Origin of the sequence: Microvirga sp. VF16 (assembly GCF_016864375.1) — a bacterium.
Taxonomy (GTDB): domain Bacteria; phylum Pseudomonadota; class Alphaproteobacteria; order Rhizobiales; family Beijerinckiaceae; genus Microvirga.
Map to the genome: position 1 here is coordinate 4,800,523 of NZ_CP069354.1, position 19,946 is coordinate 4,820,468.

Consider the following 19,946-nt stretch of genomic DNA (forward strand, 5'->3'; position numbering starts at 1 on the left):
CAATGAAAGCGGCGGCTCATCGCAAGATGACCGCCGCTTTTTCATGTCTTCAGATCGTCTCAGGGATTGGGCCACCGGAAATCGTCGGCCCGGCCGGGACGTGAGCCTGGGGCGATTCCGACCCGCAGGGCACGCTGGATCGTATAGGCATTGTCGCCGGTGAGCTTCGGCGGTGCCGATACGAGCGTTCCGCCCGGAGTCACATCCTGACGGGTCAGAGGCAGGACCGGACCGATCAAAGGCTTCGACGGCAGGGAGACCGGTGCGGCGGCATCCGGCGGCGCGGGGATCGCTGCCTCGACCGAGGGAGGGGAAGAGCCATCCGCGGGTGTGATATCGGCCGGATTGGGAGCGGCGGCCGTTGCTGTCCCGCCCTGCCCGAGGATCCGCTTGATCTCGGTATCGGCAAAGAAGGCGACCTTGCGTGAGCCTGCACGGGTGAAGAATATGCCCTCGTTGGTGCGCAACTTGGCAGGCTCGCCGTCGACATCGGGACCGTCGGGCGTATAGCGGTTTTCATCGTCGACGAAACCGGGCCAGATATCCACATAGGCGCCGCCGTTGCGCTGGACGCTCTCCTTGTAGATCTCATTCATGGCGACCAGGTCGTCGGAGATCTTGCTGTTCTTCATCGGCGGCAGACCGATCCAGACTGCAGGGATCCGACGCTCCTTGAAGACGGTCGTAATCGCATCGACCCGCTGCCGGTAGAGCTCCTTCCAGCGGTCGGACAGGGGCTCGATCGACTCGTCCCCCTCCCTGATCGACTGCCGGTCGCTCGTTCCCAGCATCACGACGGCGACACTCGTTTTCTGTCCGCCATCGAGCGTTGCCTTGATGAAATTCGGCCATTCGGCCGGATCGGCGCGGACGAGGCTGACATCGCCGCGCACCTTCGCGACGACTTCCACATCCTGGTTTTCGGCGAAATGCGCCTCGAGCCCCTGGCGGGCGAACCCGGCCAGGGCATCGCCAAACACCACCACATGGGTGCTCGGATCGACCTTCGGCTTCTCCTGCCTGGCGACGGCAGCCGCCGCGGGAGCGGACTTGCGCGGCCGGGCCACGGGCGCCCGCGCGGGCGCCGGAGGATCGTCCGGAACGCCGAAGAAGCGTCTCAGGCTGAATCCCTGCGGTCGCTGAGGTGCCGGCTGCACGAGCTTTCCGGGATAATAGCCGGGCGGATAGGCCCGTAGATCGCGCCGAGGCTGCTGCTGCTGTTGCTGATAATAGCCGGACTGGGCCAGGGCCGCACTGCCCCCAAGGACTGCCAGCAGCAGGGCCAGGAACAGTCGGCGAAGAATCGGCACCATGGTCATAGGCGGTTCCACTTCATTCCGGACCAGCCTTGAATATAGAGCCTTGCGGGAACTCCGTCAGCGGGTCGCACGCAATTCCCGCAGGACCGCGTAATCGGCATAGCCATCCGGGATCAAGCCACGGCGCAGCTGGAAGTTCCGCACGGCCTCCCGGGTCTTGGAGCCGAGCTTGCCGTCGGTGTTGCCTTCATAGAATCCGAGGCGGGCGAGACGCTCCTGCAACTCCTGGCTCTGATCCTTGTCCAGCATGGGCTTGTCCTTGGGCCATGCGCCCTGGATCGGCTGCCCGCCCAAGAGCCGGTCGCCGAGATGAGCCACGCCCATGGCATAGGCATCCGAGGAATTGTAGGCCTTGATCACGTCGTAGTTGCGGGTCACCAGGAAGGCGGGTCCCCCTGCACCACCCGGCAGGAACAGGCTGGCCTCGCCGGAGCGAGGCATGGCCTTGCCATCCAGCCGGCGGACACCCACGGCGTTCCAGCGGGCGAAATCCTGCCGCAAGTGCTGGTAATCGAAGCCCCGCGGCAGCGCTACCTCGAAGCCCCAGGGCAAGCCCGGCTGCCAGCCGTGCTGACGCAGGTAATTGGCGGTCGAGGCCATGGCGTCTGGCACCGAGGACCAGATGTCCCGCATTCCATCCCGGTTGCCGTCGACGGCGAATTTCATGAAGCTCGAGGGCATGAACTGGGTCTGGCCCATGGCGCCTGCCCAGGAGCCCAGCATCCTGGAGCGGTCGATATGCTCGCCTTCCAGGATCTGGAGCGCGGTGAGCAGCTCTTCCTTGAAGAAATCGCCCCGATAGCCGGTATAGGCCAGGGTCGCCAGCGCCCGGACCGCGTAGATCGATCCGGTGAAGCTGCCGAAATTGGTCTCCATGCCCCAGACGCCGAGGACCACGGAGCGCGGAACCCCATAGGTCCGCTCGACCATGGCGAGGGTCTTCGACCACTCGGCGGCCATCTCCTGGCCGCGCTTCAGGCGCTGAGCCGAGATGGCACCGTTGATGTAATCCCAGATCGGACGGACGAATTCGGACTGCTTTTTCGTAAGCGCGATGATCTTGGCGTCGGGCTCGACGCCCCGGAACGCCTCCTCGAAGGTCGCCCGCGACACGCCCCGCGCCTTGGCGGCAGGCCACAGCCCCTGCACGAAGCGCTGGAACCCGGCCTGGGAAGCGTCCTGCGCCTGGACGGGCGGAACACTGCCGCCCCCACCCATGGTGAGGCTCAAACCGAGAAGGAGCGCGCCGGAAAGGCGGCACACCAGGGAAAGCGGCAGGCGCATGGAAGTCGCTCACGGAAACAGGACAGATCTGCCCTGCCAATGCGACACTAAACGGGTTAACAGCCGGTTGATAGTGCATCCTGATGCAGCCTTCCGCACGGTCATACCGTAGTCACCTGTGGCAATCATGATCGGCATCGCCAAGGCGGCCCCTCCTCAAAACCGCCGTTGTTGGCAGCTTAACCACAACACTTCAGCTCCAATTCAGGTCGGAGCTGCAATGAGGCACATGCAACGACGAAACATCGAAAGCACTGCCGCGTTGGAAGGTGCCGAAGCTTGACAGTTATCGGTTCCCTTTTCCCGGTCCTGACTTAGATTATCCCTCCCTCTTGATGCTCAATCATGGCCCAATCAATGAAGCGTATCCGCAAAGCAGTCCTTCCCGTCGCTGGTCTCGGCACCCGGTTCCTGCCGGCCACCAAGGCCGTTCCCAAGGAGATGCTCTGCGTCGTCGACCGTCCGGTCGTGCAGCATGTGGTCGATGAGGCGCGTGCCGCCGGCATCGAGCATTTCATCTTCGTTACCGGCCGCAACAAGGCGGTGATCGAGGACCATTTCGATATCGCCTATGAGCTCAACCGTACGCTGGAGAGCCGCAACAAGACCAAGGAGCTGGAGCTTCTCGCCAAGGATCAGCCCCAGGCCGGCCAGACGAGCTTCACCCGTCAGCAGGAGCCGCTCGGCCTCGGCCACGCGGTCTGGTGTGCCCGCGAACTCGTGGGCGACGAGCCCTTCGCCGTGATCCTCCCCGATATGCTCAGCCGCGGTTCCATGGAGCAGATGATCGCGGCCTACGACAAGCATGGCGGCAACATCATCGCCGTCGAGGAGGTGCCGGAGGATCAGACGCACCAATACGGCATCGTCTCGGTCGGCCAGGAATTCGGCCAGACCTTCGAGATCACCGGCATGGTGGAAAAGCCGCCGAAGGGCACCGCGCCCTCGAACTACATCATTTCCGGCCGCTATATCCTGCAGCCCGAGATCTTCGACCTGCTCTCCACCCAGGAGCGCGGCGCCGGCAACGAGATCCAGCTCACGGATTCCATGATCCGCCTGATGAAGGACCACCCGTTCTTCGGCATGAAGTATCAGGGCAAGACCTACGACACGGGCTCCAAGATCGGCTTCCTCATGGCGAACGTCGCCTACGCCCTGGAGCGCGAGGAGCTGTCCGCCGATTTCCGCCGGGAGCTCGAAGCCCTGCTGCGGCAGAAGTAAGCAAGCGCGAGGGTTCCTCATGGCCGCCCGTCTGTGCTAGAGGGGCGGCCATGGCACTTGCACAACAAGCTCCCCTTTCGCCCGATCCGACCATTGCCTCAGCCCTGCGCACGCTCGAAACCGAGCGAGACGGCCTGACGATCCTGATGGAGGCCATCGGCAACGGCCTCGGTCCCGTCTTCACGGCTGCGGTCGAGACGCTGGCGGCTGCCAAGGGCCGTGTGATCGTCACCGGCATGGGCAAGTCCGGCCATGTGGGCCGCAAGATCACCGCCACTTTCGCCTCGACCGGCACGCCCGCCCATTACGTCCATCCGGCAGAGGCGAGCCACGGCGATCTGGGCATGATCCAGACAGACGACGTGATCATCGCCCTGTCCTGGTCGGGGGAGACGGCCGAGCTCGCCGACATTCTCGGCTACTCCCGGCGCTTCCGGGTGCCGCTGATCGCGCTGACCTCAAATGCCGAGTCGACGCTCGGGCGCGCCGCCGATATCTGCCTGACCCTGCCGAAGGCCAAGGAAGCCTGCCCCAACGGGCTGGCGCCCACGACCTCAACCACGATCCAGCTGGCACTGGGCGACGCCCTCGCCGTCGCTCTTCTGGAGAAGCGCGGGTTCACGGCGGAGCACTTCAAAGTCTTCCATCCGGGCGGAAAGCTTGGTGCCCGCCTCAAGCTCGTCCGTGACATCATGCACAAGGACGAGCGCCTGCCCGTCGTCGGCATCGAGGCGCGCATGGACGAGGCCATCGGCGAGATCGGCCGCAAGGGTTTTGGTGCCGTGATCGTGGTGAACGATGACGGCACGCTTGCCGGCATCGTCACTGACGGCGACCTGCGCCGCAATCTCAAGCCCGATCTCATGACCCTGCCGGTCACGGCGATCATGACCAAGACGCCGCGCACCATCGCGCCGGATGCTCTCGTGGCGACCGCGCTGGAGATGGAAGAGGCCTCCCGGATCACGGCCCTGATCGTAGTCGAGAACAGCCGACCCATCGGCCTCGTGCATTATCTCGACCTGCTGCGCGCGGGTGCAGCGTAATCAGGGATCATCGACGACAAGCGTCGATCCCTCGACCCGCACGACACGCACCCTGGCGCCGGCAAAGCGGTCGGCGCCCGTCACCCGCCAGGAGCTGTCATCGACCCGGATGCGACCCTCGCCATCCTTGATCGGCGTCTCAAGCGTGAAGACCCGTCCGACAAGAGATTGACCGCGCTGATTGAGCGGCGAAGGCTCAGCGTTGGGCTGCGTCTTCGAGCGGGTGACGAAACGCCCCAGGATCACTGCTCCGACGGACAACAGCGCGAAGAGCAGCGCAGCCACCTGCCAGGACAGGCCGAGCAGGGCATCCAGCAAGCCGGTGGCGATGGCGGCGAGGCCGAGCCAGAGGAAGAACGAGCCCGGAGCGATCAATTCGACGCCGATCAGGATCACACCGAGGATGATCCAGGCCCAGGCTCCAAATCCGATGAACGCGTCGGCGATCATGAGCGCTCGGCTCCGCCGGCAACCGTGGGAACGCTGCGCACGGGCTTGACGCCTGCCCCACCCTCACCGAACACGGATCTGGTGAGTTCGGCGATGCCGCCGAGCGTGCCGGCAAGGCCGGCCGCCTCGATGGGCACGATCACCACCTTCTGGTTCGGCGCCGATGCAAGCGCGCGGATCGCATCGATATACTTCTCCGCTACGATGAAGTTGGCGGCCGCGAGATCGCCCTTCGTGATGGCATCGCTGACCATGCCGGTCGCCTTGGCCTCGGCTTCCGCCTGACGCTCGCGCGCCTCCGCATCGCGGAAGGCCGCTTCCTTACGGCCTTCCGCGGCGAGGATCTGCGACTGCTTCTGGCCTTCTGCGCGCAGGATCTCCGCCTGCCGCAAGCCTTCCGCTTCGAGCACGGCGGCGCGCTTCTCGCGCTCGGCCTTCATCTGCCGCGCCATGGCGCCGGCAAGGTCCTGCGGCGGCAGAATGTCCTTGATCTCGACACGTGTAACCTTGGCACCCCAGGGCGAGGCCGCGGCATCGACGACGCGCAGGAGCCGCTCGTTGATCTCGTCGCGGTGCGAGAGCAACTGATCGAGATCCATGGAGCCGACGACCGTGCGGATATTGGTCATGGTCAAGACCAGCAGCGCCTGGTTCAAATCGGCAACCTCATAGGAGGCCTTGGCCGCATCGAGCACCTGATAGAACGCAGCCGCATCAATCGTGACGCCCGCGTTGTCCTTGGTAAAGGCTTCCTGGCTCGGAACGTCGAGCACCTGCTCCATGACGTTCACCTTTTTGCCGATCTGATCGATATAGGGCACGATCAGACCGAGGCCCGGCGTGAGCGTGCGCGAGTAGCGCCCGAACCGCTCGACCGTATAGGCATAGCCCTGCGGGACCGTCCTGATGCCCATGGCGATCGTCACCACGACGACGAGCACCAGAACGATGACGAAGATGTCGAAACCACTCAGCGGCATGAGCCCCCCAGGCAACCTCGTTGCAGAGGGCTCACGCTACCGCAAACAGGCCTAGAGTCCTAGATCCAACCCTGAAGCTCACGCTCAACGATGTGGTTGATCACGCGCATGCCGTCATCACCGTCATTGAGGCAGGGCAGATAGGCGAATTCCTCGCCGCCGTTGTGCATGAAGATCTCGCGGTTCTCGCCGTTGAGCTCTTCCAACGTCTCAAGACAATCGGCGGAGAAGCCGGGCGCGACGATGGCCATGCGCTTCACGCCGCTCTTGGCCAAAGCTTCCACCGTCTTGTCCGTGTAGGGCTGCAGCCATTCCGCCTTGCCGAAACGGGACTGGAAGCTCATGCGGAACCTATCCTCCGGCCAGCCGAAAGCTTCCCGCATCAGCCGCCAGGTCTTCACGCATTGGCAGTGATAGGGATCGCCTTTGAGCAGGTATTCCTTCGGCACGCCGTGGAAGGAGACGAGGATCACCTCCGGCTCGAAGGTGAGCTTCGCCAGTTCCTTCTTCATCGAAGCGATGACGGCGTCGATATAGACCGGATCGTCGTGATAGGGCGGCGAGACGCGCACCGTCGGCTGCCAGCGCATGTCCATGAGGGCCCGGAAGGCCTGATCGCAGGCGGTGGCCGACGTCGCCGCCGCATATTGCGGATAGAGCGGCACCAGCAGGATGCGGTCGCAGCCCTGGTCGAGAAGCGCCTGGATGCGCTCGCGCACCTCCGGCTTGCCATAGCGCATGGCCCAATCGACGGTGATCTTGTCGCCAGTGATGCTTTTCAGATGCTCGGCAACCTTTTCGGCCTGGTTGCGGGTGATGGTCTTGAGCGGCCCCTCGTCGCGCTCATTGTTCCAGATCGAGGCGTAGTCGCGGCCCTTGGGGCCGGGACGCTTTGTCAGAATGATCAGGTTGAGGATCGGCCACCACAGGAGGCGCGGCGTCTCGATCACGCGCCGGTCGGAGAGGAACTCCTTGAGGTAGGCACGCATCGGCCAGTAGCTGGTGCCCTCGGGCGTGCCGAGGTTCAGAAGAAGCACACCGATCCTGCCAGCCCGGGCGGGCGGATGATCCACCGGGCGCACCCCCTGGCGAAGATCGGTCAGACTCACACTCTCATTCATAAAAAGCCCCTTGGCCGCAGGATCCGAGAAACGAATCCCGCTCTCGATGCGGCCTAGATAGGAGTTTCAGGCGGCTGCGCCAACAGGACGCCTCATCGCATCGTCGGGATTGGTTGCAACCCGGTCTTGTGCGAGCGCGCGTCAGACACCCATCTCCGGGAACCGCGCCTGCTTGAGAACGGCATCGATGGCTACGCGCAATCCTGTCGGGTTGAAATCCATCTCGACCTTGGCGTTGAGTTGCGTCGCCAGCACCCGGTGCAGCAAACGCGAGCCGAACCCCTGCCGTTTTGGCGACGAAACGGCGGGGCCGCCCCGCTCCTCCCAGACGAGTTGCAGCCGTGTCCCGCCGTCTGCGGGCTCGGCTTCCCAGGTTACCGCAACCTTCCCGTTGGGAATCGAAAGGGCGCCATATTTGGCAGCGTTCGTGGTCAGCTCGTGAATTGCCATGCCGATGGGCACGGCCGCCTCCGAGGGCAGTTCCACGGCGGGACCGTTCAGGATGACCCTCTCGCCCTTGGTGTCGTTGTAGGGGCGGAGTTCCTTTTCCAGGATCTCGCGCAAGGAAGCGGTCTGCCATACGGCTTCGGTGAGCAGGGAATGCGTGTTGGCGAGCGAGATGATGCGTCCAACGAAGGCGTGATAGAAATCGTCGATGCTCAAAGCAGAACGCGCCGTTGCGCCCACCACCGCCTGGACGGTGGCAAGCGTGTTCTTGACGCGGTGATGGAGTTCGCGGATCAGCAGGGATTGCTGGGTCTGGGCCTGCTTGCGCTCTTCGATCTCGCTCTGTGCATTGCGGTAGAGGCGGCTGTTCTCGAGCGCAATGGCCGCCTGTGCCGTCAGGCCAGCGAGAAGACGCTCGGAACGCCGATTGAACATTCCAGCCATCTCGTGCCCGAAAACGAGGATGCCATGGGTTTCCCCGGTCCGCAGCACGACGGGAACGGCCAGGATGCTGCGGATTAAGGGCGCGTCTGGCGTAACGTCCAGGGGGAAGGGCGTGCCGTCATGTCCCTGCTCGACTGCAATGTTATCCAGGCGAATTGTCTTGCCCTCCTGGAAAGCCGGGGCGCAGATCTCCCGGATGTTCAGGGCGCCGAAAGCGTCGCGGAGTCCTGCGGGCTCGAATTTTCCATAATGCTCTTTCCCGCCCTGGGACGCGCCGCAGAAGAAGGCGCCGAACTGCGCCTCGGTCAGCTCGATGCCGGCTTCGACGACGCTCTCGATGATACGATCAAGATCGAGTTCCGCCGCAAGCACGCTGCCGGTGCGGTTGAGAATTTCCAGCGCTGCGGTTTCCGTGCGCAGTTCGCTCGTCCGCAGAGCTACCTGCCGCTCGAGAAGCGCAGCATTGGCCGCCTGTTCGTGAAACTGCTCGGAGGCCAGCGCCGTCAGTGCGAGTAAGGCCAACAGGGCGATGAGCGCGAAGGCGCCGTAGAGCCGCGTCTGGACATACCACGGCGTCCAATAGGCATCCTCCGGCATGCTGACATTCAGATAGAGCGGCATCGAGCCCACCCGACGATAGGCTCCGAGGCGCTCCTGTCCCAGGCTGACGAAGGAAAAGAGCCCGGCCTGGGAGGAAGCATTGAGCGCCCTGTCGAAGGCCGCCTTGTCGATCGGGGCGAAGGACAGGCCGTCGGCCGGCGGCGGAAATTGCGCAATGACTGCGGCGTCGGGCGCGCGCAACAGAGCGACCCGGCTGCCCTTCGGCAAGCGGATCTTCGACCAATAATCGTAGAAGTAGGACAGGGAGACGGTGACCGCCGCAATGCCGCCGAATTCCGCGCCGCCCTCCTGGAGACGACGGCTGATCATGAAGGTCGGCGCCTTCGAGACCCGCCCGAGGATCGGCTCTCCGACGAACAATCCTCGATCCGCATTCACGTGAGCGTTGAAGGCATCCCGCCCGGCAAGATTCGATACAGGCGTTGGGAACTGCGCCGATGTCAGGCGCAGGCGTCCGCTCGGATCATTGAGCCAGACATCCTCGATATAGGGCAGAGCCTCCTGGGTTGCATTGATCTGATGCCACAGGGCTTTCGAGGCTTCCACCTGATCCCAGTTCTGCCCCTGCACCAGCGTAGTGGCCTGCTTCAGGGTCAGGTCCGTGACCTCCAAAAGCCTGGCCGTGTGATCTGCCAAGAAGAAGGCCGCGTTCCGGATGTCGTCCTCGTTACGTTGAATCAGGCGGTTGCGCTGTTCCCAGGCAATGTAGCCGAAGGTCAAAAGAATGAACGCGACACCGAACAAGCCCATGAACAGCGTCAGTCGTCCGCGCGCGAGGGAACGGCGACGCCGCTTCTGGGACAGGCTGATCGATTCTGGGCGCGTGTAATACTGCAAGGAGAGATCGCTTTTGAATGTGAGATTCGCCGTTGCGCGGCCAGAATGGCACAGCAAACGCCAATGATGGAGAGGGAATTTGCGTCTCGCTGTCCACTTGACCAGAGGCATGCGGCAGAACGCGCATGACCATCACATCTGCAACATCGTTCCATAAAAACGCCGGGGCTCATGTGAGCCCCGGCGCGAAGAAGAAAAATTGCCCGTCAGATCAGCGCAGGACGACGCGACCCTCGACCTTCGGCGCCACCTTACCGGCCTTGGCGACGTAGTCGATCACCTGGCTCGCCATGAGCTGGCTCGCCGAGACGTCGATGAGTGACTTGGCATTGGTGAAGGCGCGATAGCCGTCGCCGCCGCGAGCCACGAAGTCGTTGGTGGCGAGCTTGTAGGTCTTGGCCGGGTCGAGCGGCTGGCCGTTGATCTTGACCGATTTCACGCGGCTGCCGACAGGTTCTTTCACCTCGACCTCGGCCACGATGCCGGAGACCTGCGGGAAGCGACCGCCGAGCTCGCGCACCTGGCTCACGCCGTTCTCGAGCGCGTCCTTGATCTGCGCGCCCGTGACCTCGATCAGCACGGTGGTGTTGCCGAACGGCATCTCGGACAGGATGTCGCGACGGGTCAGTTTCTGACCGGCCTGATACTGCTTGTCAGCCCGGATGCCGCCGCCATTGGTGAGAGCGACATCAGCGCCGACGGCTGCCTTGAGCGCATCGGTGATCAGGTTGCCCATGGCGGCCTCGCCTCCGCGCACGGTGGCGCGGCGGCTGTCGAGGGCCGTTTCCGTCACGCCGATCTCGACGTCGAGTTCCTTGGAGAGCTTGTCCTCGTAGCCCTTCACGACGGCCTCGATGTCGGGATCGGGCTTCACCGTGGCAGTGTCGACGATGCGGAAGTTCGGCGTCCAGGTGACAGTGGTCTTGCCGTCCTTCGTGGCCTTGGTGACGGCCAGTTCCACCACGTTGACGTAGTTTGCTTGCGATTCCGATTCCGACAGGACCACCTTGCCGTCGTAGAAGGCAAGCAGGTGCTCGTCATGGCCGCCGATGATCACGTCCACGCCGGCTGAGCGGGCGATGATCAGATCCACTGCCAGGGGAGTGTGCGCGATGGCGACGACGATGTCGGCGCCCTTCTCGCGCAGTTCCTTGGCCTTCGCGCGGGCGGTGTCGATGGTGGAGGAGAACTTGATGGTGCCGGGGCTCGACTCGATCGGCGTCGTCTCGGTGGTGAGGCCGAAGAAGCCGATCTTCACGCCCTGGACCTCGATCATCTTGTCGGGCTTGGTGTTGGCCGGCAGGCCGTTGCCGTCGACGATGTTGGTGGCCAGCACATCGAACTTGGCCTCGGCCATGCGGGCGCGGAAGGCCGCGTCGCCGAGATCGAATTCGTGGTTGCCCGGCGCCATGGCGTCGACGCCCATGCGGTTCAGGATGTCGATGACATGGGCGCCCTTGTCGAAGCCCGACAGGAGCGAGGGCGAGATGGTGTCACCCGCATGGATGAAGAAGGCATTGCCTTTCGCCTTCTCTTCCTTGATGACCGTGGCCAGCTTGGCGAAGCCGCCACGGCCCTTCTCGGGGCTCATGCGGTCGATGTCGTTGGTCTGAACGAAACGGATGGTCACGGACTCCTGTGCCAGGGCCGTGCCCGACAGAAGCATGGACAACCCAAGAAACCCGGCGCGAAACGCAGCGGAAGGGCGGCTCTGAAACATCATGAAGGTCCTCGTAGAAGGTTGGATCCATTGGTTAGGGTCATGGAACCTAGACCGGCAACGTGTCACAGAAGTAACATTCTGTCGATATTCCCGGCGCCGGATCGGCGGCATCCCTGATGTCTTTTTCCTCGCTCGCCGCCGAACCCTTTAGCCGGCACATCAACAGAGCCTCCATCTTACCTAAAGGCAAGCTTTCTTCATGACTGGACCCATCAGCCAAGCCCTCGCCGATTTCCGCGCCAACTCGCAGGCCGAGGGCTGGCTTGGGCTCCCGTTCTTTCAAGACGGGAGCGCGGATGCGGTAGCGGCCAAGGTCGACGCGGTGGTCGCCTCGGGGGCCCAAGTGCTCCCCCCGCCCGACGCCGTGTTCGCCAGCATGACGCTGACACCGCTCGATCAGGTCAAAGTCGTCGTTCTGGGTCAGGATCCCTATCCGACACCTGGGGATGCCCATGGGCTGGCCTTCTCCTATCGCGGCTCCCGCCGGCTGCCGGCCTCGCTGCGCACGATCCTTGCCGAAATGGCGGAGGATCTTGGTGTGCCGATGCCGAAATCGGGCGATCTGTCGAAATGGGCGAGGCAGGGCGTTCTTCTCCTCAACACGTCGCTTACGGTCGAGGCCGGTCAATCCGGGGCGCATATGAAATTCGGCTGGTCGGCCCTGGTCGATCAGGCAATTGCGGCGATCTCCGCACAGCAGCCCGCCGTGGTTTTCCTGCTCTGGGGCGGACCGGCCCGCAAGCGCGCCACTCTGGTGGACCGGAAAAAGCACTTGGTAATCGAGGCGGGCCACCCCTCCCCGCTCAACCGCCTCAATGACTTCCGCGGCACGAGGCCGTTCAGTCGCGCCAATGCCTGGCTTGCCGAGAAGAGGCTGGAGCCGGTGGATTGGCGGCTGGAACCTTGAGTTTTCACGAAGAACCTTGCCGAGAGACCTCCACAGGAGCTAGGTCTCGCGCAATGCAAACACTTTCGCCGCGACAGGCTTGGAGATCAGCATGACGGAATCACTGTTTGGACATGTGGAAGCCTTCGCGGGCGACCCGATCCTGTCCCTCAACGACGCCTTCAAGGCCGATCCGCGATCCGAGAAGGTGAATCTCAGCATCGGCGTCTATACGGACGAGAACGGCCGCATCCCGGTGCTGGGCGCGGTCAAAACTGCCTATGAGCGCATCGGCTTTGCGGAGCGACCCTATCTGCCCATGGAAGGGCATGCGGGCTATCGCGCAGGCGTGCAGAAGCTCGTCTTCGGCGACAGGCATCCGGCGCTTGCCGAGAAGCGCATCGCCACGATCCAGACCATCGGCGGCACGGGTGCGGTGGGCATCGCGGCCGACTTCCTCGCCAAGCATTGCCCCGGCCGCACGGTGCTCGTCAGCGATCCAACCTGGGAGAACCATCACGGTCTCTTCCAGCGCGCGGGCTTCAAGACCACGACCTATCCCTATTGGGACCGTGCCAACCGCTCGGTCGATTTCGACGGCATGGTGAGGGCGCTCGAAGCCGCCGAGAGCGGCTCCATCGTCGTGCTTCAGCCCGTCTGCCACAATCCGACCGGCGTCGATCTCGACGAGCGCCAGCAGGCGGCTGTCACCGAAGTGCTTCTCGCCAAGCGCCACATCGTCGTGTTCGACATGGCCTATCAGGGCTTCGGCAGCAGCCTCGATGAAGATGCCGCCTTCGTGCGCCGGTATGCGGAAAGCGCGAGCTGCCTCGTCGCCAATTCCTTCTCGAAGAATTTCTCGCTCTACGGCGAGCGCTGCGGCGGCCTGAGCGTCGTCTGCCGCGATGCGGACGAGGCCGAGCGCGTGCTCGGGCAGTTGAAGCTCGCCGTGCGCCGCAGCTATTCGAGCCCACCGATGACCGGCGGGCTGCTTGTGGCGACCGTGCTCGGCGACGATGGCCTTCGCGCCGAATGGGCCCGCGAGGTCGGGATCATGCGCGACCGCATGGATGCGATGCGCAAGCGTTTGGCCGACGAGATCCGCGCCCTGTCGAACGCGATCGACGTCGACTTCCTCGCGACCCAGCGCGGCATGTTCAGCTATACGGGTCTGAGCGCGCAGCAGGTGGACACCATGCGCGAGCGGGACGGCGTCTATCTCGTAGGCTCCGGTCGCATGTGCGTGGCGGGCCTCAACGAGGCGAATGTGCCGAAGGTCGCGAAGAGCTTCGTCGAGGCGATGCAGAAGTAACCATAGCGGTCATCCCGGACGGCGAAGCCGATCCGGGATCGTTCGACCAATAAAGCACTGTCATCCCCGCGAAGGCCGGGATCCATATTCACGACCTACGGCCAGCTTGGCACCGTCAGCGGTTATGGATTCCCGCCTACGCGGGAATGACAGCGTTTAGGCTCAAGTACCATTCTCGTCAGACGATCCCGGATCGCCTATGGCGTCCGGGATGACAATGGTCGAGATATTTACTCCGCCGCAATCGCCATTGGTTGCGGCCCATTACGGAACTTGGCGAGGAGATCCGCCTCCTCTGCCTTCGCCGCTTTCAGGTTGCGCTCCTTCACGTGGCCGTAGCCGCGGATCTTCTGCGGGATGCCGGCGACGCCGACAGCGACAGCGTGATTGCCCGCATCGAGCCTCAACACGATCTCCCCGATCATCCCTTCGTAATCGCCAATAAGCTGGCGCTCGGTGCGGCGCTCGTGGGTGTAGCCGAAGACGTCGAGCGGCGTGCCGCGCAGAACCTTGAACTTCGCCAGAACGCCCATGGCTTTCAGCATCCAAGGTCCGAAGCTCATCTTCCTCGGCAGGCCCGTGACCGGATCCTTTTTGGCAAGAACCGGCGGCGCCATGTGGAACTCGTAACGCAGGTTCTCGCCCTCGAAGGCGGATGCGACCTGTTTCTCGAAATGGCCGTTCGTGTAGAGCCGCGCCACCTCATACTCGTCTTTATAGGCCATGAGCTTGAAGAGCGAGCGCGCCACTGTGTCAGTGAGCGCGGTAGCACCCGGCACGGCTTTCCCTTCCGCCGCACGCACGTGCTCGACGAGGTTGCTGTAGCGGCGGGCATAACGCCTGCTCTGGTACTCGGAGAGGAACGCCAGGCGCCGCTCGATCACCTCGTCCAAGGTCTCGGACAACTTGCGCGACTCCGTCGGCGCCTTCAGTTCACTCATCATGGCGGCGATCAATTCGGGCTCGGCGGCAGCGCGGCGGCCCCAGGTGAAGGCAGCGAGATTCATCTTCACCGCCTCGCCGTTGAGTTCGATCGCCTTCTCGATGGCAGCGCCCGACAGAGGAACGCGGCCGGTCTGATAGGCATAACCCAGCATGAACATGTTGGCGGCAATCGCATTGCCGAGAAGCGCGGTGGCAATCGCCGTGGCATCGACGAAGGACACGCCCTCTGCACCCGCCGCAGACTTGATCGCACGCTTCAGGCGCTCCGTCGGCAGCGAGAAATCGGCGTTGCGCGTGAATTCACCCGGCATCACCTCCGCCGTGTTCACCACGAGCACCGTCTGCCCCTCCTTCACGGAAGCGAGCACCTTCTTCGTGCCCGTCACCACGAGATCGCAGCCGAGCACGAGATGTGCCGATTCAGCACTCACGCGGATAGCGTAGATGTCGTCCTGGTTGTTGGCGAGCCGTACATGGCTGTAGACCGCGCCACCCTTCTGGGCGAGGCCGGCCATATCGATCATGCCGAGCCCTTTGCCTTCGAGATGCGCCGCCATGCCGAGAATGGCGCCGATGGTCACGACGCCCGTACCGCCCACACCGGTCACGATCACGTTGAAGGTGCGGTCGATGGCGGGGATCGCCGGATCGGGCAACGGCTTGAACGTCACGCCTTCCGTCGAAGCGGTCTCAGGCACGGCCTTTCGGATCTTGGCGCCGTGCACCGTGACAAAAGACGGGCAGAAGCCCTGCACGCAGGAAAAGTCCTTGTTGCAGTTCGATTGGTCGATCTGCCGCTTGCGGCCGAACTCGGTCTCCACCGGCTGCACGGCGACGCAGTTGGACTGCACCGAGCAATCGCCGCAGGCCTCGCAGACGAGATCGTTGATGATGACGCGCTTGTCCGGATCCGGGAATTCGCCACGCTTGCGACGGCGGCGCTTTTCCGAGGCGCAGGTCTGATCGTAGATCATCACCGTCACGCCTGGGAGTTCGGCCAGCTGGCGCTGCACGGAATCGAGCTCGCTGCGGTGATGGATCGTCATGCCCGCGGGCCAGCGCATCTCCTTCGGGTATTTGTGCGGCTCGTCGGTGACGAGGGCGATGCGCTCCACGCCCTCCTCGCGCACCTGCCGCGCGATCATGTCGACGGTGAGCTTGCCCTCGTGAGGCTGCCCGCCGGTCATGGCGACCGCGTCGTTGAACAGGATCTTGTAGGTGACGTTGGTCTTGGTGTGGATCGACCAGCGCAGGGCCAGAATGCCGGAATGATTGTAGGTGCCGTCGCCGAGGTTCTGGAATACGTGGCCGCGCTTGGAGAACGGCGCTTCGCCGATCCAGTTCGCGCCCTCACCGCCCATCTGCGTGAAGCCTTCGGTCGAGCGGTCCATCCATTGCACCATGTAGTGGCAGCCGATGCCCGCATAGGCGCGCATGCCCTCCGGCACCTTGGTCGAGGAATTGTGCGGGCAGCCGGAGCAGAAATGCGGCGTGCGGGTCGCCACGTCGCTGGTCGTGACAAGCACGTCCTGCGCATGGCGCAGCCGCGCCACGCGGCCGCGCAGATCGTCGTTGTTGTGATAGGCGAGCAGGCGCTCACCGATGACGATGGCGATGTCGTTGGGATCGAGCGCGCCCTTCACGGGGAAGAGCCAGCGGCCCTCCTCGTCCTTCTTGCCGATGCAGAGCGGCTGATTGGCGGTGCCGTAGAGCTCCTCGCGCAGCTGCACCTCGATGAGAGAGCGCTTCTCCTCGACGACGATGACCTTGTCGAGCCCGCGCGCGAAATCGACAAGCTCGCGTTGTGAGAGCGGCCAGGGGCAGGCGACCTTGTAGAGGCGAAGGCCCATGTCGTTCGCCTTGACCTCGTCGAGGCCAAGCTCGTCGAGAGCCTGACGCACGTCGAGATAGGACTTGCCGACCGTGATGATGCCGATCTTCGGATTGCGGCCGCCGGACAACACGATGCGGTTGAGATTGTTGGCGCGGACAAACGCCAGCATGGCGTCGCGCTTGAAATCCTGAAGCCGCGCCTCCTGGTCGAGCACGCCATCACGGTTACGGATGTTGAGGCCGTCCGGCGGCATGGTGAAGTCGTCGGGGATGACGATCTTCACCCGGTCGAGGGACGCATCGACGGAGGCGGTCGATTCGATGTTGTCCTTCACGCATTTGAAGGCGACCCAGGTGCCGCAGAAGCGGCTCATGGCATAGCCGTAGAGGCCGTAATCGAGAATCTCCTGAACGCCCGCCGGGTTCAGGATCGGGATCATCACATCGACGAAATGGAACTCGGACTGATGCGCGACGGTGGAGGATTCCGCCGTGTGGTCGTCGCCCATCAGCGCCAGCACGCCGCCATGCTTCGAGGAGCCTGCCATGTTGGCGTGACGGAACACGTCGCCGGAGCGGTCGACGCCGGGCCCCTTGCCGTACCAGAGGCCGAACACGCCGTCATACTTGCCGTCTCCCCGGATTTCGGCCTGCTGCGAGCCCCAGATGGCGGTCGCGGCAAGTTCCTCGTTGAGGCCGGGCTGGAAGACGACGTTGGAGGCCTCCAGCCATTTCCGGGCGCGCCAGAGATTCTGGTCGAGGCCGCCGATGGGGGAACCACGATAGCCGGAGACGAAACCGGCCGTGCTCAAGCCCGCGACCCGATCCCGCTCGCGCTGCATCAGCAGCATGCGGATGACCGCCTGGGTGCCGGTAATGAAAACGTGATCCTTGGACAGATCGTACTTGTCGTCGAGCGAAACGTGACGGAGCGCCACCTGACCTTCGGCCATGACTCGCTTTCCTCCTGGGGCTCTGCCCCTTTGCCGGTGTTCCGGTCTTCTTTTGTGGAATATGTCAGTAATGCTGACATATCTTCCAGAGGCCGTCAATCGAGCCCTTTGCAAGCCCTTCGGCTCGCGCCTTCGTTTCGCCTCTGTTAACCATGAAACCCTCATACCGCTTCTCAGGTCCGGCCTCATGCCGGGAGCGTCGCTGTTCCAGGGTCAACGCATGACACGCCATTTCGGTCTGAAATCTGCCTTGGCGGCCTTGTGTTTGGGCCTCGCCTCTCCGGCCCTTGCCCATCCCCATGTGTGGGTGACGGTCAAGGCGGAGGTCGTCTTTGCCCCCGACGGGAAAGTGGCGGGCGTTCGCCACCACTGGACCTTCGACGAGGCCTACACGGCCTATGTCACGCAGGGGCTCGACACGAACAACGACGGCAAGCTCTCTCCGGAAGAACTCCAGGACCTCGCCACCGAGAATGCCGCCTCCTTGAACGAATTCGGGTATTTCACGGTGCTGAAAGCCCGCGGCAAGCCGCAAGCCTTCGAGTCGCCGCGGGAAGCCCGGATGAGCATGGAGAAAACACAAGTTTCCATGTCGTTCTTCCTGCCCCTCAAGGCACCAGCCTCCTCCTCGGGGGCCGTGTCCATCGAGATCGAGGACCCGACCTTCTTCGTCTATTTCAGCCTGTCTGAGGGCCAGGCGGCCGTCTCTCTCGCCAATGCGCCGCAGGGCTGCGTGACCAGCATCGCCAAGGCCAAGCCGCTCGATACCACCATGCAGCAGATCCTGCAGGACGAGGGCGCGATCCAGACCCAGGATATCGGCATCGAATATTCGAACAGGGCCATCATTGCATGTCCCTGATGTCGGAGACCCCTGCCCTTCCAACTACCGGACGAGCGCCGCTGTGGCGGCGGCTCGGTGTCATGTTCGCAGCCATCGCCGCCATTTCCCTCGCGATGGGACTGATCGGCCTGTGGCTCGGACCGTTGAGCAAGCCGCCGCCGCGCAGCCCTTTCGGCATCGGCCTGCGCGAGGCAACACCTTCGGGAAGCCTCGGCGTCTGGATCCTGTCGGTGCAGTCGGGCTTCTATGGCAGCCTGCAGGCGGGCGTGCGCGAAATGAAGGAGAACGGCTCGGCTCTCTGGTCGCTGTTGCTTGTCGGCTTCGCCTATGGTGTCTTCCACGCGGCCGGTCCCGGCCACGGCAAGGGCGTGATCTCGGCCTATCTCGTGGCCGACGAAAAGGCCTTGCGCAAAGGCTTTATCTTGAGCCTCGCGGCAGCTCTCGTGCAAGCCTTGGTCGCCATCGCCATCGTCACTCTCGTGAGCCTGGTGCTGCGGGCCACCGCCTCGACCATGAACAAGCTCGCCATGAACGTGGAGCTGGCGAGCTTCATCGCCGTGGCCCTGCTCGGTGCCGTCATCGCCTGGCGCAAGGCGGGCAAGTTTTTGGGCGTCATGGCGCTCGCGCGAAATCCCCTGGCGCAGATCCAGGACGATTGCGACCACGTCCACATGCCGCCGCCGGAGGAGCTCAGCCGCCTGACGCGCTTTCGCGACATGGCAGGCGTGGCGATCGCCGCAGGCATTCGCCCCTGTGCGGGTGCCCTCATCGTCCTGGTCTTCGCCCTGTCGCAGGGCCTGTTCGCGGCCGGCATCGCCGCGACCTTCGCCATGGCGCTCGGCACAGCTCTGACCACCAGCGCGATTGCGGCGCTCGCGGTCTTCTTCAAGGCCATGGCGTTGAGAATCGCCGGCGGACGCGGGGCCTCGGGCGCGATCGCCATCGCGGGCCTCGAGCTTCTCGCCGCCGCCTTCGTGCTGGTGCTAGGAGCAAGCCTTCTCTACGGCCTCTGGGTGGCCGGCTAGCAGGGACTATCGCCGCGCTTCGAACGCCATCCGCACGGCAAGGCCGCCCAGCACGGTGCCCATCAGCCAGCGCTGCATCACCACCCAGTGCGGGCGGGTCGCCAGGAACACCGCAATCGACCCGGCCATCAGGGTGATGACGGAATTCACGCTGACGCTGATGACGATCTGAGTGAAGCCGAGCACCACAGACTGCATCAGCACGCTGCCCTGTTCCGGATCGATGAACTGCGGCAGGAGCGACAGGTACATCACGGCGATCTTCGGGTTCAGCAGGTTCGTGAGAAGTCCCATCGTGAACAGCTTGCGCGGACTGTCCTTGGGAAGGCCCTTGACCTGGAACGGCGAGCGTCCGCCGGGCCTCGCCGCCTGCCATGCGAGATAGAGAAGATAGGCCGCCCCGCCGAAACGCAACGCATCGTAGGCATAGGGCACGGCCAGCACGAGCGCCGTGATGCCGAAAGCCGCGCAGAGCATGTAGACGAGGAAACCGACGGCTACGCCCGCGAGCGAGATGAAGCCCGCTGCGCGCCCCTGGGAGATGGATCGCGAGACGAGGTAGATCATGTTCGGTCCGGGCGTCAGCACCATTCCGAGTGCGACCAAGGCAAAGGCGACGAGGCTCGATGTTTCAGGCATGCAGTGGCTCCTC

General features: G+C 63.8%; 15 protein-coding genes. 6 read left to right on the forward strand and 9 right to left on the reverse strand.

Features of this window, described 5'->3' with window-relative positions; genetic code table 11:
- Window positions 1–59: 59 nt before the first annotated feature.
- Window positions 60–1,319, reverse strand: a complete 1,260-nt coding sequence (locus JO965_RS22525; protein ID WP_203441195.1) for a DUF459 domain-containing protein — start codon at window positions 1,317–1,319, stop codon at window positions 60–62.
- Between the two features lie 57 nt (window positions 1,320–1,376).
- Entirely contained in the window at window positions 1,377–2,603 is a 1,227-nt protein-coding gene (locus tag JO965_RS22530) for a lytic murein transglycosylase (RefSeq protein WP_203441196.1), read from the reverse strand.
- 357 nt (window positions 2,604–2,960) lie between these two features.
- Here JO965_RS22530 and galU point away from each other — a divergent pair, with 357 nt between their 5' ends.
- Together galU and JO965_RS22540 are read left to right on the forward strand one after the other, a co-directional pair.
- The gene (gene galU / locus JO965_RS22535; protein ID WP_203444315.1) at window positions 2,961–3,827 is read left to right on the forward strand and encodes a UTP--glucose-1-phosphate uridylyltransferase GalU; all 867 of its coding nucleotides are present in this window, start codon (window positions 2,961–2,963) and stop codon (window positions 3,825–3,827) included.
- A 50-nt stretch (window positions 3,828–3,877) separates the two neighbouring features.
- Window positions 3,878–4,873 (forward strand): SIS domain-containing protein, encoded by a 996-nt coding sequence (locus JO965_RS22540; protein WP_203441197.1) that lies wholly within the window; start codon window positions 3,878–3,880, stop codon window positions 4,871–4,873.
- Here the strand turns inward: JO965_RS22540 and JO965_RS22545 are convergent, their stop codons facing one another.
- The 5 genes from JO965_RS22545 to JO965_RS22565 all read right to left on the reverse strand — a co-directional run bounded on the left by JO965_RS22545 (window position 4,874) and on the right by JO965_RS22565 (window position 11,496).
- Window positions 4,874–5,323, reverse strand: a complete 450-nt coding sequence (locus JO965_RS22545) for an NfeD family protein (RefSeq protein WP_203441198.1) — start codon at window positions 5,321–5,323, stop codon at window positions 4,874–4,876.
- Window positions 5,320–6,303 (reverse strand): SPFH domain-containing protein, encoded by a 984-nt coding sequence (locus JO965_RS22550; RefSeq protein WP_203441199.1) that lies wholly within the window; start codon window positions 6,301–6,303, stop codon window positions 5,320–5,322. Before JO965_RS22550 ends, JO965_RS22545 begins: the two co-directional genes overlap by 4 nt.
- 59 nt (window positions 6,304–6,362) lie before the next feature.
- Window positions 6,363–7,424 (reverse strand): ferrochelatase, encoded by a 1,062-nt coding sequence (hemH, locus tag JO965_RS22555; RefSeq protein WP_203441200.1) that lies wholly within the window; start codon window positions 7,422–7,424, stop codon window positions 6,363–6,365.
- Between the two features lie 141 nt (window positions 7,425–7,565).
- Complete coding sequence (locus JO965_RS48015) at window positions 7,566–9,773, reverse strand: sensor histidine kinase (RefSeq protein ID WP_246776651.1); 2,208 nt, start codon at window positions 9,771–9,773, stop codon at window positions 7,566–7,568.
- 211 nt (window positions 9,774–9,984) lie between these two features.
- The gene (locus JO965_RS22565) at window positions 9,985–11,496 is read right to left on the reverse strand and encodes a bifunctional UDP-sugar hydrolase/5'-nucleotidase (RefSeq protein WP_246776652.1); all 1,512 of its coding nucleotides are present in this window, start codon (window positions 11,494–11,496) and stop codon (window positions 9,985–9,987) included.
- A 199-nt stretch (window positions 11,497–11,695) separates the two neighbouring features.
- Between JO965_RS22565 and ung the strand changes: the two genes are divergently transcribed.
- Entirely contained in the window at window positions 11,696–12,403 is a 708-nt protein-coding gene (gene ung, locus JO965_RS22570) for a uracil-DNA glycosylase (RefSeq protein ID WP_203441201.1), read from the forward strand.
- Between the two features lie 91 nt (window positions 12,404–12,494).
- Entirely contained in the window at window positions 12,495–13,694 is a 1,200-nt protein-coding gene (locus tag JO965_RS22575; protein WP_246776653.1) for an amino acid aminotransferase, read from the forward strand.
- A 230-nt stretch (window positions 13,695–13,924) separates the two neighbouring features.
- Here JO965_RS22575 and JO965_RS22580 read toward each other — a convergent pair whose 3' ends face one another.
- Entirely contained in the window at window positions 13,925–17,425 is a 3,501-nt protein-coding gene (locus JO965_RS22580) for an indolepyruvate ferredoxin oxidoreductase family protein (protein WP_203441202.1), read from the reverse strand.
- 220 nt (window positions 17,426–17,645) lie between these two features.
- On the opposite strand from JO965_RS22580, the gene JO965_RS22585 reads away from it, so the two are divergent.
- Both JO965_RS22585 and JO965_RS22590 read left to right on the forward strand, forming a co-directional pair.
- A complete protein-coding gene (locus JO965_RS22585; RefSeq protein WP_203441203.1) occupies window positions 17,646–18,287 on the forward strand; it encodes a DUF1007 family protein in 642 nt (213 codons plus the stop codon).
- Window positions 18,278–19,294 (forward strand): nickel/cobalt transporter, encoded by a 1,017-nt coding sequence (locus tag JO965_RS22590; RefSeq protein ID WP_203441204.1) that lies wholly within the window; start codon window positions 18,278–18,280, stop codon window positions 19,292–19,294. The genes JO965_RS22585 and JO965_RS22590 overlap by 10 nt, the downstream gene beginning before the upstream one ends.
- 6 nt (window positions 19,295–19,300) lie before the next feature.
- On the opposite strand, the gene JO965_RS22595 is transcribed toward JO965_RS22590, so the two are convergent.
- A complete protein-coding gene (locus tag JO965_RS22595; protein WP_203441205.1) occupies window positions 19,301–19,933 on the reverse strand; it encodes a LysE family translocator in 633 nt (210 codons plus the stop codon).
- Window positions 19,934–19,946: the final 13 nt, after the last annotated feature.

Bases quoted from the DNA above. Each gene is read 5' to 3' on its own strand.
- JO965_RS22545 (WP_203441198.1), bottom strand. From the start codon at position 5,323: ATGATCGCCGACGCGTTCATCGGATTTGGAGCCTGGGCCTGGATCATC.
- JO965_RS22540 (WP_203441197.1), top strand. From the start codon at position 3,878: ATGGCACTTGCACAACAAGCTCCCCTTTCGCCCGATCCGACCATTGCC.
- JO965_RS22595 (WP_203441205.1), bottom strand. From the start codon at position 19,933: ATGCCTGAAACATCGAGCCTCGTCGCCTTTGCCTTGGTCGCACTCGGA.
- galU (WP_203444315.1), top strand. From the start codon at position 2,961: ATGAAGCGTATCCGCAAAGCAGTCCTTCCCGTCGCTGGTCTCGGCACC.
- JO965_RS22530 (WP_203441196.1), bottom strand. From the start codon at position 2,603: ATGCGCCTGCCGCTTTCCCTGGTGTGCCGCCTTTCCGGCGCGCTCCTT.
- JO965_RS22580 (WP_203441202.1), bottom strand. From the start codon at position 17,425: ATGGCCGAAGGTCAGGTGGCGCTCCGTCACGTTTCGCTCGACGACAAG.
- JO965_RS22525 (WP_203441195.1), bottom strand. From the start codon at position 1,319: ATGACCATGGTGCCGATTCTTCGCCGACTGTTCCTGGCCCTGCTGCTG.
- hemH (WP_203441200.1), bottom strand. From the start codon at position 7,424: ATGAATGAGAGTGTGAGTCTGACCGATCTTCGCCAGGGGGTGCGCCCG.
- JO965_RS22575 (WP_246776653.1), top strand. From the start codon at position 12,495: ATGACGGAATCACTGTTTGGACATGTGGAAGCCTTCGCGGGCGACCCG.
- ung (WP_203441201.1), top strand. From the start codon at position 11,696: ATGACTGGACCCATCAGCCAAGCCCTCGCCGATTTCCGCGCCAACTCG.
- JO965_RS22590 (WP_203441204.1), top strand. From the start codon at position 18,278: ATGTCCCTGATGTCGGAGACCCCTGCCCTTCCAACTACCGGACGAGCG.
- JO965_RS22565 (WP_246776652.1), bottom strand. From the start codon at position 11,496: ATGATGTTTCAGAGCCGCCCTTCCGCTGCGTTTCGCGCCGGGTTTCTT.
- JO965_RS22550 (WP_203441199.1), bottom strand. From the start codon at position 6,303: ATGCCGCTGAGTGGTTTCGACATCTTCGTCATCGTTCTGGTGCTCGTC.
- JO965_RS22585 (WP_203441203.1), top strand. From the start codon at position 17,646: ATGACACGCCATTTCGGTCTGAAATCTGCCTTGGCGGCCTTGTGTTTG.